Source organism: Amycolatopsis sp. NPDC114478, from assembly GCF_055633805.1.
Genome location: NZ_JBVKDO010000001.1, coordinates 747,217 through 758,793, shown reverse-complemented (window position 1 = coordinate 758,793; position 11,577 = coordinate 747,217). Strand labels below are relative to the sequence as shown.

The following is an 11,577-nucleotide window of genomic DNA, read 5'->3' as shown; positions in this document are numbered from 1 at the left end:
TCGTCCGGCTTCTCCCGGTGGCCGTCGGGCGTTCACCGCGGCGGGTTCCACTGGGAGGATGTGGCTGGTCGAATGTCCTTCGTTCTGGGACCAGGGCCTGGTGCGGCCGCTGGTGACGGAGTCCGGCACGGTCGTGCTGACGTGCGATTCGTGCTCGGCCGTGTGGCCCACGCTGGCCGACTTCGAAGAGATGGAGTGGGTCGAGCCGGACGAGCCCGACTGGCTGGTCGGAGCCGGGGTGCACGTCCGTCCGGGCACGGTCCGGTGGGCATCGCGCCCGGACGTCGAGGCGGCGGGGATGGGCTCGCTGAAGTGGCGGGCGCTGCCTTAGCCGGTGGCGTCCACGGCCTTGGCGAGGTCTTCGCTCAGCGGGTACGGCGGCTCGTGGGGCACGAGCTTGACGGCCTTGTGCAGCTGGTCGGTGGCCAGCAGCCCGGAGATGTCGCGCATCACCGGTGTGACGTCGGTGATGGCGGTGATCCACTCCTCGACGTAGTGGTCGACCGCCTCGCCGCTCAGGCCGATCTGGATGGCCCGGAAGTTCTGCGCGGTGTGGTGGAGGTCTCGCTCCGGGTCCCACTGGATGCGCACCGGACTGGTCTTGAGCTCCTGCTTCCAGGCGTCCTTGGCCTGGTCACGGCGCGGGTGGCTCAGCGCGGCGTGCGCGAGGGCCCACTCGAAGCCTTCGCGGGTGATGTCGATCGCGAGGATGCGTTCCTGGCCCGGCTTCTTGCCGTAGCCGCAGCAGTAGGCCATCCACCGGAACGACGGCTTGATCCACGTCATCCGGTCGCGCTTGAACGGCTCGACGAACGTCTGCTTCTCGAGCGCGGCGTCGGCGATCGACGGCGAGTAGGCCTGGTAGACCCGGACCGTCGTCGCGGTCCGGGCGGCCCGGATCTGCCGGTCGGGGACCCGGTTCTCTTCGAACATGCCCGCCATGGTCCCAGTGCGGCGTGACCTCGGCCACGGACTTTCGGTGTTCAGCCCAGGGCCCACAGGCGGGCGTAAAGGCCCTCGGCCGCCAGCAGCTCTTCGTGCGTTCCCGTCTCCGCGATGCGGCCGTGGTCCAGGACCACGATGCGGTCCGCCCGCGCCGCCGTCGCCAGGCGGTGGGCCACCACGAACGTCGTGCGGCGGCGGGCCACCGTCTCCGTCGCTCGCAGGACCGCCGCTTCCGTCGAGGGGTCCAGGGCCGCCGTCGCCTCGTCCAGCAGCAGGACGTCCGGGTCCACCAGCTCCGCGCGGGCCAGTGCCACCAGCTGGCGCTGCCCCGCCGACAGCGAGCGGCCGCGCTCGCCCACCGGCTGCAGGAAGCCCGCCGGCAGGGCCGCGACGCCGTCGAACGCGCCCACCGCGCGGACCGCCGCCTCGACCTCCGCGTCCGACGCCGCCGGGCGGCCGTAGCGGACGTTGTCCGCCACCGTGCCCGAGAACAGGTGCGCCTCCTGCGGCACGACGCCCATCCGGCGCCGCAGCCCGGCGAGCTCGTACTCGCGGACGTCCGTGCCGTCGATCCGGACCTCGCCGCCGGTGACGTCGTAGTAGCGCGCCACCAGCTTCACCGCCGTCGACTTGCCCGCGCCCGTCGCGCCGACCAGCGCGATCGTCTCGCCGCCCGCGACGTCCAGCGAGAACTCCGCCAGCGCCGGGGCGTCCGTGCCGGCGTAGGCGAAGTCGACCTCCTTGAACGACACCTCGCCGCGCAGCCGCTCGGGCACCGCCACGGCGTTCTCCGCCGCCGGCACCGAAGTCGGGGTCCGCAGCAGGTCGCCGATCCGGTTCAGGCCGACGCGGGCCTGCTGGTAGCCGTCGAACACCGACGACAGCTGCTGGATCGGCGAGAAGAACTGCTGCAGGTACAGGAGGAACGCGAGCAGCACGCCGGCCGACAGCGTCCCCGCCGAGACGCGGTTCGCGCCCGCCACCAGCACCGTCGTGGTCGCCAGGTCGGACAGCAGTGCCACCAGCGGGAAGTACGTCGCGACGTACCGCTGCGCCCGCAGCCGCGAGCGCCGGTAGTCGTCGCTGCGCGAGGCGAACGCCTCCGCGGAGCGGTCTTCGCGCGTGTACGCCTGCGCGACCCGCAGGCCACTGACGTTCTCCTGCATGTCCGCGTTGACCACGCTGACCCGTTCGCGGGCCTCGTTGTACGCCTTCGACGCCGCGCGCCGGAAGATCACCGTGGCCACCGCCAGCACCGGCACCATCGCCAGCGCGAACATCGCCAGCCCGGCGTCGGTGACCAGCAGCGCCGCCGTGATCCCGGCCAGAGTCAGCGCGCTGACCACCGCGGTGGCCAGGCCGGTCTGGAGGAACGTCGACAGCGCGTCGACGTCCGTCGTCATCCGGGTCATGATCTTCCCGGACAGCTCCCGCTCGTAGTAGTCGAGCCCGAGCCGCTGCAAGTGCGCGTAGCTGCGGACGCGCAGCGCGTACAGCACCGTCTCGCCGACCCGCGAGGTCAGCCGCGTCTGCGCGAACACGACCAGCCAGTCGGCCGCGATCACCAGCGCGCCGATCCCGGCGGCCAGCCACACCATCCACTCGATGCCCGGCTTCACGCCGTGGTCGACACCGAACTGGTACAGCGCCGGCAGCGCGATCGACGCCAGCGCGTCCGCCGCCACCAGCCCGATGACCAGCGCGAGCGGCCAGCGGACCGGACGCAGCAGCCGGGCCAGCCGGAAGCCGGGGTCGGGCGCCGTGACGTCCACATCGGACATTCGCGGCTCGTCCACCGCCGCGGGCAGCTTGCGTACGCCTTCGATCAGCTCCGGCGTCGGCGGCACGTCGAGGCCGCCGCCCCCGCCGACGAACCCGCTGCTGGTGGGGTCGCCGCTGCGTTGCCGCGCCGCGTCCGCCAGGTCGTCGACCTCGTCGCGGCTCTCGTCCCGCGGCCACAGCGCCGGCGTGATCCCGTCCTGGCCGCAGTCGAGGCCCTCGCAGCGGTGCTTCTCCTCGACGTCGTCGCCCGGGCCCGCGACGAGTTCGCGGAAGAGCGGGCAACGCGCCATCAGCTCGGCCTCGGTGCCGACGTCGACGACGCGGCCCTCGTCCAGCACCGCGATCCGGTCGGCCAGCGCGAGCGTCGAGCGCCGGTGCGCGATCAGCAGCGTCGTGCGGCTCGCCGTGACCGAGCGCAGGGTGTCGTGGATCGCCGCCTCGGTGACGGTGTCGATGGCCGACGTCGCGTCGTCGAGGATCAGGATCCGCGGGTCGGTGATCAGCGCGCGGGCCAGCCCGAGCCGCTGCCGCTGGCCGCCTGACAACGTAAGGCCGCGCTCGCCGACCAACGTGTCGTAGCCGTCGGGCAGGGCGCGGATGAACTCGTCGGCTTCGGCCGCGCGAGCCGCCGCGACGATCTCTTCTTCGCTCGCGTCCGGGCGGCCGTACGCGATGTTCTCCCGGATCGACGAGGAGAACAGGAAAGCCTCTTCGAACACGACACCGATCGCCTGCCGCAGCTGCCGCAGCGGCACGTCCCGGACGTCGAGGCCGCCGACGCGCACCGAGCCCGCGTGCACGTCGTAGAACCGGGGCAGCAGCAAGGAGATCGTCGACTTCCCGGACCCCGCGGTGCCGACCAGCGCGAGGGTTTCGCCCGGGTTCGCGGTGACCGAGAGGCCGGCCAGCACCGGTTCGGTGCGCGTGTAGCCGAAGCGGACGTCGTCGAGTTCGACGCCGAGCGGCCCGGACGGCAGCGGCCGCGCGCCGGGGGAGTCGACGACCTCCGGTTGCGCGTCGATCAGCTCGTAGACGCGCTCGGCGCCCGCGCGGGTCAGCTGGGCCTGCACGACCAGGCCGGACAGCATCCGGGCCGGGCCGATCAGCGTCGCGAGGTAGGTCGCGAAGGCGAGGAAGGTGCCGAGGGTGATCGAGCCATTCAGCGCGAGGACGCCGCCGATGCCGAGCACGGCCACCTGGCCGGCGGCGGGCAGGGCCGCGGTCGTCGCCGTCGGCACCGCCGACAGCTTCGCCGCGCGAAGCCGCTCGCCGAACAGCTTGCGCGCGGTCCCTTCGAGCTTCGAGACCTCCCGCGCCTCCTGGCCGAAACCCTTGACCACCCGGACACCGGTGACGGTCTCCTCGACCTGCTGCGCGACGTCGGCCGCGCGCTGCTGCGCCGACCACGTCGCCGGGAACAGGCGCTTGCGGCTGCGGGCGATGATGACGCCGACCGCGGGCGTGACGACCAGCGCGATCAGCGTCAGCACCGGCGACATCCACAGCATCGCCGCGAACGACAGCAGCGCGAAGATCACCGAGCCGAACGAAAGCGGGACCTGCATCAGGATCCCGGTGACCAGCTGCAGGTCCGAGATCGCGCGCGAGACGACCTGGCCGGTGCGCAACGCGTCCTGCTTGCCGCCGTCGAGGCGCGAGACCGCGTTGAAGACGCGCTGGCGCAGGTCGTGCTGCACGTCGAGGGCGAGCTTTCCGCCGAAGTACCGGCGGAGGAAGGCGGTGGCGAACGCGACCAGCTGCAGCGACACCAGGAAGACGGTGATCCCCGGCAGCGCACCGGTCCGCCCCGCCACGGCGTCGTCGACCGCCGTGCGCACCAGCAGCGGGCTCGCGGCCTGCACGCCGACGCTGAAGACGGCGGCGAGCAGCGACAGCACGACGATGGCGCGGTGCTCCCAGGCCGCGGCGGACAGCCGGCGGACCCAGCCGACGGTCTCAGCGGGTGGGAGCTCTTGACGGGAGCGGGGCGGAGCGATGGTCACGTTGCAACACTAAGCGCCGCCACCGACAAAATATTTCCCCGAAAGCCGTGAAGGCCGTCTCGGCGACTTCGAGACGGCCTTCACGGACGGGTGATCTACGTGACGTCGCGCTTCTGGTTGCCCGCCCAGCCCAGGCCGAAGAAGACCATCGTCCAGGCGAAGAAGATCAACGCCGAGGCCCACCACGAGAGCACGCCGGGCGCCGCGGCCGTGTACTGCAGCAGCAGCTGCGCCCCCGAGTTGACGTCGTCGGGCAAGTTGAGCGAGTTGAACCCGAACGCGTCCGCCGCGATGCCGCCGACGATCCCGTTCGCGGTGCCGTTCGGCAGGATCCCGCCCAGCAGGGTCGTCTGGCCCCACAACAGGATCACCAGGACGTTCTCCACGATCAGGAACCACACCAGGAACAGCACCACCGCCAGCGGCACGTTGCGCAGCACCGCGCCGAACCCGATGCCGAACAGCGTCACCAGCACCGAGGCCAGCACCGTCCCGCCGAGCGCGGCCAGCCACTGGCCCGCCGACGGCCAGCGGCCCGAGTCGACCGACGACATCACGGCGACCGCCGAGACGCCGAAGCTGACCAGCCCGTAGATCGCGCCCCACGCGACGTAGGTGAGCATCTTCGCGGCCAGGGCCGTGAACCGGTTCGGCGCGGTGAGGAACGTCGTCGTGATCGTCTTGCTGCGGTACTCACCGGCCAGCGCGAAGATGCCGAACAGTCCCGGGACGAGCTGCGCGATGTTCACGCCGTGCGCCAGCGCGAGCAGCCCCACCGGCACCTGGTTCGGGTCCAGGCCGATCAGCCGGGTGACCTGCCGGGCGTCGCTGTCGCTGCTCAGGAAGTCGGCGAAGTCGTTGGTGATCTTCCCCCACGCGAACGTCAGCCAGAAGGCCACGAGCGCCAGCGGGATCAGCAGCACCCACCACGTCTTGAGCGAGAGCGTCTTGCGGAACTCCGCCTTGATCAGGTTGCCCATCACCGCTGCGGTCCTCCCCAGTACTGCTGCTGTTGCGGGCCCGACGGCGGGTAGCCGGGCGGCGGCGGACCCTGGTACTGCGGCTGCGGCGGCTGACCGGGGCCGCCGGTGTACTGGCCCTGCGTCAGCTGGAAGAACATCCGCTCGAGGTCGGCGTGGTCCTCCTGCATCCCGTAGACGGCGATCCCGGCCTTCGCGGCGAGGTCGCCGATCTGCTGGACGCTCGACCCGGCGACCGCGACCCGGCCGTCCGGCGTCGGCGAGACGGCGGTGATGCCGTTCTCCTGCAACGCTTTCACGAGCGCGCCCGGGTCCGCCGGCTGCACCAGCACCCGCGACTGCTGGCTCTTGCGCAGCTGGTCCAGCGAGCCGTAGTAGCGCGTGACGCCCTGGCTGATGATGACGACCTGGTCGATCAGCTGCTCGACCTCGTTGAGCAGGTGGCTCGAGACCAGCACGGTCCGGCGCTGCTCCCGCGCGTACGAGCGCAGGAAGTTCCGCAGCCACAGGATGCCTTCGGGGTCGAGGCCGTTCGTCGGCTCGTCCAGCACCAGCACCTGCGGGTCACCCAGCAACGCCGTCGCCAGCGCGAGCCGCTGCCGCATGCCGAGCGAGAACCCGCCCGCCTTCCGGTCCGCGGCGCTGCCCAGCCCGACCAGCCCCAGCACCTGGTCCGCCCGCTGGTCCGGCACCCCGATCGCCGCCGCGTACACGCGGAGGTGGTTGCGCGCCGTCCGGCTCGGGTGGAACCCCTCGTTCTCCAGCACCGAACCCACCACCCGCGCCGGGTTCCCCAGCTGCGAGTGCGGACGCCCGTTGATCGTCGCCTGCCCCGCCGAGGGCGTCACCAGCCCGAGCAGCATCCGCAACGTCGTCGTCTTCCCGGCACCGTTCGGCCCCAGGAAGCCCGTCACCGAGCCCGGCTCGACCGTGAAACTGAGGTTCTGCACCGCGTTCACCGCGCCGAACTGCTTGCTCAGGTTCTGCACCACAATCCGGCCACTGCCGTCGTGCATACCGTCCCCTAACGTTCCCCGCTGATGCGGCGTCATCCTGCCCTACCGGCGCGACCCGCGCGCACGGAACGGCCGAACCCGCGCGGAGCGACCTTCGTCACGTTCGGCAACCGGCCGCGGCGGTCGCACGTGCCGCAGGAAGGGCGCTGACCTGAGGTTTCGTCCGCGGTGTCAGCGACAGGTCAGATCAACTTGGTAAAGAATTCGTGTGACTTGCCGACCCGGTGCAGCGCAGACCGCCGGACACCTCTAAGCTAGGTACCGGCGGCCCGCTCCCAGTGACCCCCAGGCTGGTTGAGCGGGTCGCCCCTTCGTCTCCGCTTCGGGCTTCGCCCTTCGCTCGACTCATCCCGTTTCTCCCGGGGGCCGAGCCCCCGGACCCCCACGGTGCCTCTCTCCTGGCTTCTCGGGGTGGCGAGTGCGGGTTGGGTGGGTGGCGCTTCTGTGTGGGTGTGGCATCTTTGCTCGGTGCGGATCTTGCTCGTTGAAGATGAACGGCGGCTGGCTGAGGCTCTGCGGGCCGGGCTCAGTGCTGAGGGCTATGCCGTTGATGTTGCCCACAATGGGCGGGATGCTCTTTGGCTTGCTGGGGAACATCCCTACTCCGCCATCGTTCTCGACATCATGCTGCCCGGCCTGAACGGCTATCGGGTGTGTCGGCGGCTGCGGGATCAGGGGGACTCCACCCCCATTCTCATGCTCACCGCCAAAGATGGTGAGGATGATGAGATCGAGGCCCTTGATACCGGGGCCGATGACTTCCTGCCCAAGCCCTTCTCCTACGGTGTCCTGCTTTCGCGGCTTCGCGCGCTCATCCGGCGGGGTGGGGCCACTCGGGCGGGGGTCCTCAAACTGGGTGACCTCGAACTCGACCCGGCTGGGCGGACCTGTCGGCGCGGTACTGCCGACATCGCCCTCACCGGTAAGGAGTTCGCTCTTCTTGCCTACCTCATGCAACGGCCTGGGCAGGTTGTCACCAAAGCCGAACTGCTCGACAACCTCTGGGACTTCGCCGCCTCCGCGACCGCCAACCTCGTCGAAGTCCACGTGAGTGCCTTACGTCGTAAGATCGATGTTCCGTTCGGTGCGGAGACCATCCGGACCGTCCGCGGGGCCGGCTACCACGTGGTGCCGGCGGGTGCCTAGCTTCTTTCGCGCCACCCGCTTCCGCGTCGCGGTCACCGCCTTCGCCGCTTCCGCTGTCGCGCTCGGCGCTGTCTCCGTCTGGTTCGTGCTTCAGGCGCAGGGCCGTCTCGAGAACGCCGCCACTCAGCTCGCCGACGCTCACGCAGACGCGATTGTCCAGCTCCTCAACACGGGGGCCCGGCCCCCCGATCTGGCGCTGCTCGTCCGCGACTCGATCTACGAGGTCACCGACCGCACGGGCAAAAGCGTTGCGTCCTGTCCGGTGCTGCGGGACGCGACGCTGGCCGGCTACGACACCGAAGTCACCCTGCGGCCGTACCAATACGACCGGTCCGCGCAGGCTTCCGTCGGCTGCGCGCCCGAGCTGCGCGGGCTCGACGACGACCTCACCCTGCACGTCGTCCACGCCGACAGTGGTGACAGTGCATACAATGTATACGCTGGCGCCAGTGTCGACGCCGAGGGACAGGCGGCGGTCGACTCCGTCCGGACCGTGCTCACGGCGGGTGTGCCCGCGGTCGCGCTGCTCATCGGCGTCATCGCGTGGCTCGCCGTCCGGCGGTCGCTGCGCCCGGTCGAGGCCATCCGCGGCGAGGTCGCCGAGATCGGCGCGCACGACCTGAGCCGCCGCGTCCCGGACCCGCGCACCGGCGACGAGATCGCCCGCCTGGCCGGGACGATGAACACCATGCTCGCGCGGCTCGACGAGGCCGTCACGCGGCAGAGCCGGTTCACCGCCGACGCGTCGCACGAGCTGCGCACCCCGCTTGCCTCCCTGCGGACGCAGCTCGAAGTGCTGCTGGCCCACCCCGACCGCCTCGACTGGCGCCGCTCCTGCGAAAACGCGCTGCTCGACGTCACCCGGCTGCAGGACCTCGTCGCCGACCTCGTGCTGCTCGGCAAGCTCGACCACGCCGGCCCGGACCGCCTCGAACCCGTGGCACTGTCCGAAGTGGTCGAGGCGGTGGTGGCGGGCCGGGACGTCCACGTCGACGTGCGCGGGACGCCCGTCGTCCGCGGCCACCGGTCGCGGCTCGAACGGCTCGTCCGCAACCTCGTCGACAACGCCCGGCGGCACGCGGTGTCCCGGGTGGCCGTCGAAGTGTCCGTTGTGGACGGCTGGGCCGTGCTCTCGGTCACCGACGACGGGCCCGGCGTCCCCGAAGCGGACCGCGAGCGCGTCTTCGACCGGTTCGTCCGCCTCGACGACGCCCGGGCCCGCGACGACGGCGGATCGGGTCTGGGCCTGGCGATCGTCGCGGACATCGCCCGCGCCCACGGCGGCACGGCCGCGGTCGAAGCCAGGAGCCGGTTCGTCGTCCGGCTGCCGGAGCTGAAGACGTCTTAAGTCAGCTTCAGGCTCGGTTCAGCGTCGGCGACCGACGCTGCGCGCATGATCATCTCCTGGCGGCCGCTCGACCACGCCGCGTACCGGTCGTCGTCCTGGTTCCCCGGCCTGACCGGCCTGCGCGCGCTCGCGGCGCTGGCCGTCGTGTTCTTCCACTACGGCGGCCCGAGCACCGACGGGCTGCAGGGCTGGATCGCCGTCCAGCTGTTCTTCGTGCTGTCCGGCTTCCTCATCACCACGCTCGCGCTGCGCGAAGAGGACCGCACGGGCCGGATCTCGCTGCGCGCCTTCTACGTCCGGCGCGTCTTCCGGATCATGCCGGTGTACCTCCTGCTGCTCAGCCTTACAACGTTGGCGGTCACGCTCGCCGGGACGTACCAGAGCAGCCGGCTGGCCGACGCGATGCCGTACTACCTGACGTTCTTCAACGAGGTCGTCGACTTCAACACGCCGTACCCGACGTCGTGGTCGCTCGGCGTGGAGGAGAAGTTCTACCTCGTCTGGCCCGCGGTGCTCGTGCTGACGTCGTTCGCGAAGTCCGGCAAGACCGCGTTGCGGGTGCTGATCGGCGCGGGCGCGATCGGGTTCGTGCTCGGCGTGCTGCCGCTTTCGCCCGCGCACCAGTGGGCGAGCCTGACCGTGCACTACGGCTCGCTCGTCGTCGGCTGTCTGCTCGCGCTGGCCCTGCACCACCCGCGCGGGTTCGCGGTGCTGCGGCCGCTGACCAGCCCGGCCGCGGCGGTGCTGGTCGCGCTCGGGTTCGTCGTCCTGCAGCTGTCGGTCAGGCCGCTCGGGCAGTCGCTCGGCGGGAACTGGCAGTTCGTCGTGCCGGTCTACGCGGTGGGCGCGGCGCTGCTGCTCGTCGCCGTGCTCGGACCGGGCCCGGTGCGGCGGCTGCTCTCGAGCCGTCCGCTGGCCTTCATCGGTGATCGGTCCTACGCGCTCTACCTCGCGCAAACGGGCGCGGCGGGTGTGACCGGCCTGCTTTTCCCGACCGGTCTGGCGAAGGCCGCGGCGACGTCCGCCGTGGCCTTGCTCTTCGCCTGCGCGCTGCGCAAGTGGGTCGAGCTGCCCGCGATCGCGTTCGGGCGCAGGTTCGGGAAAGGGGAGCGGGCCCCTGGCGGAGAACGACAGGGGCCCGCTCGGGTGGGATAGCTCAGGCGAGCACCGTCTCCAGCGCCGTGTGGGGGAGGTCGTGCGCGACCGCGACCGGGCCGTTCGTCAGGGCGCCCGCGTGGGTGTTGAGGCCCTTCGCCAGCGCCGCGTCGGCCTGCAGCGCGGCCTTCCAGCCGTGCTCGGCGAGCTGTACAGCGTAAGGCAGCGTGACGTTGGTGAGGCCGTACGTAGACGTCCGCGGCACTGCGCCCGGCATGTTCGCGACGCAGTAGAAGACCGACTCGTGGACGGTGTAGGTCGGCTCGTCGTGCGTGGTCGGACGCGAGTCGGCGAAGCAGCCGCCCTGGTCGATCGCGATGTCGACGAGCACGCTGCCGGCCTTCATCCGGGACACGAGCTCGTTCGAGACCAGCTTCGGCGCCTTGGCCCCCGGGACCAGCACCGCGCCGATGACCATGTCCGCCTGCAGCACGGACTCCTCGACCGACAGCCGGGTCGACGTCACGGTGCGGATGCGGCCGCCGAAGTCGTTGTCGATCTGGCGGAGGCGGTCGACGTTGGTGTCCAGGATCTCGACGTCGGAGCCGAGGCCCAGCGCGACGCGGGCGGCGTTCAGGCCCGCGACGCCCCCGCCGATGACGACGACGCGCGCCGGGTGCACGCCGGGGATGCCGCCGGGCAGGACACCGCGCCCGCCGCTCGGCTTCATCAGCGAGAACGCGCCGACCTGCGGGGCCAGCCGGCCCGCGACCTCGGACATCGGGGCGAGCAGCGGCAGCGCGCCGGTCGCGGTCTGCACCGTCTCGTACGCGATCGCGGTGGTGCCGGCGGCCAGCAGCGCGTCGGTCAGCGGGCGGTCGGCGGCGATGTGCAGGTAGGTGAAGAGGACCTGGTCGGCGCGCAGCCGGGGGTACTCCTCGGCGATCGGCTCCTTGACCTTGAGGACGAGCTCGCCCTCGGCCCACGTCTCGTCGGCGGTGGCGAGGATCTTCGCGCCGGCGGCGACGTACTCCTCGTCGGTGATGGACGAACCGACGCCGGCGCCCGTCTCGACGAAGACGTCGTGCCCGCGGCCGACCAGCTCGTGCACCCCGGCCGGGGTCAGCGCGACCCGGTACTCGTGCTTCTTGATTTCACGGGGAACGGCGATACGCACGGTCGGCCTCCTGGGTCGGTCTGCGTCCGGATGCAAGGCGGTGTTGGCACTCACGGTGAACCACCCGGACGGCGGTGTCATCGTG

The 11,577-nt window shown here is 71.3% G+C and carries 9 protein-coding genes; 4 read left to right on the top strand and 5 right to left on the bottom strand.

The window, feature by feature from the left end:
- The first annotated feature begins 58 nt into the window (after positions 1–58).
- Complete coding sequence (locus tag ACZ7OH_RS03705) at positions 59–331, top strand: hypothetical protein (RefSeq protein ID WP_364453130.1); 273 nt, start codon at positions 59–61, stop codon at positions 329–331.
- Here the strand turns inward: ACZ7OH_RS03705 and ACZ7OH_RS03700 are convergent.
- The 4 genes from ACZ7OH_RS03700 to ACZ7OH_RS03685 all read right to left on the bottom strand — a co-directional run bounded on the left by ACZ7OH_RS03700 (position 328) and on the right by ACZ7OH_RS03685 (position 6,726).
- A complete protein-coding gene (locus ACZ7OH_RS03700) occupies positions 328–933 on the bottom strand; it encodes a DUF4291 domain-containing protein (RefSeq protein ID WP_470279424.1) in 606 nt (201 codons plus the stop codon). The genes ACZ7OH_RS03705 and ACZ7OH_RS03700 overlap by 4 nt on opposite strands.
- Before the next feature lie 50 nt (positions 934–983).
- Positions 984–4,730 (bottom strand): ABC transporter ATP-binding protein, encoded by a 3,747-nt coding sequence (locus ACZ7OH_RS03695; protein ID WP_470279423.1) that lies wholly within the window; start codon positions 4,728–4,730, stop codon positions 984–986.
- Between the two features lie 95 nt (positions 4,731–4,825).
- Positions 4,826–5,710, bottom strand: coding sequence for an ABC transporter permease subunit (locus ACZ7OH_RS03690; protein ID WP_470279422.1), 885 nt, complete (start codon positions 5,708–5,710; stop codon positions 4,826–4,828).
- Positions 5,710–6,726: an ABC transporter ATP-binding protein gene (locus tag ACZ7OH_RS03685; RefSeq protein ID WP_470279421.1), complete on the bottom strand. Its 1,017-nt coding sequence runs from the start codon at positions 6,724–6,726 to the stop codon at positions 5,710–5,712. Before ACZ7OH_RS03685 ends, ACZ7OH_RS03690 begins: the two co-directional genes overlap by 1 nt.
- A 468-nt stretch (positions 6,727–7,194) precedes the next feature.
- Between ACZ7OH_RS03685 and ACZ7OH_RS03680 the strand changes: the two genes are divergently transcribed.
- From ACZ7OH_RS03680 to ACZ7OH_RS03670, 3 genes are read left to right on the top strand one after another with little or no spacing between them, the layout of a single operon-like run.
- Complete coding sequence (locus ACZ7OH_RS03680) at positions 7,195–7,872, top strand: response regulator transcription factor (RefSeq protein ID WP_470279420.1); 678 nt, start codon at positions 7,195–7,197, stop codon at positions 7,870–7,872.
- Positions 7,865–9,220, top strand: coding sequence for a sensor histidine kinase (locus ACZ7OH_RS03675; RefSeq protein ID WP_470279419.1), 1,356 nt, complete (start codon positions 7,865–7,867; stop codon positions 9,218–9,220). Before ACZ7OH_RS03680 ends, ACZ7OH_RS03675 begins: the two co-directional genes overlap by 8 nt.
- A 45-nt stretch (positions 9,221–9,265) precedes the next feature.
- Complete coding sequence (locus tag ACZ7OH_RS03670; RefSeq protein WP_470279418.1) at positions 9,266–10,375, top strand: acyltransferase family protein; 1,110 nt, start codon at positions 9,266–9,268, stop codon at positions 10,373–10,375.
- A gap of 1 nt (position 10,376) precedes the next feature.
- On the opposite strand, the gene ald is transcribed toward ACZ7OH_RS03670, so the two are convergent.
- A complete protein-coding gene (ald, locus tag ACZ7OH_RS03665) occupies positions 10,377–11,492 on the bottom strand; it encodes an alanine dehydrogenase (protein WP_470279417.1) in 1,116 nt (371 codons plus the stop codon).
- Positions 11,493–11,577: the final 85 nt, after the last annotated feature.

Coding starts and splice junctions, on each gene's coding strand:
- ACZ7OH_RS03705 (WP_364453130.1), top strand. CDS start 59: ATGTGGCTGGTCGAATGTCCTTCGTTCTGGGACCAGGGCCTGGTGCGG.
- ACZ7OH_RS03700 (WP_470279424.1), bottom strand. CDS start 933: ATGTTCGAAGAGAACCGGGTCCCCGACCGGCAGATCCGGGCCGCCCGG.
- ACZ7OH_RS03690 (WP_470279422.1), bottom strand. CDS start 5,710: ATGGGCAACCTGATCAAGGCGGAGTTCCGCAAGACGCTCTCGCTCAAG.
- ACZ7OH_RS03685 (WP_470279421.1), bottom strand. CDS start 6,726: ATGCACGACGGCAGTGGCCGGATTGTGGTGCAGAACCTGAGCAAGCAG.
- ACZ7OH_RS03670 (WP_470279418.1), top strand. CDS start 9,266: ATGATCATCTCCTGGCGGCCGCTCGACCACGCCGCGTACCGGTCGTCG.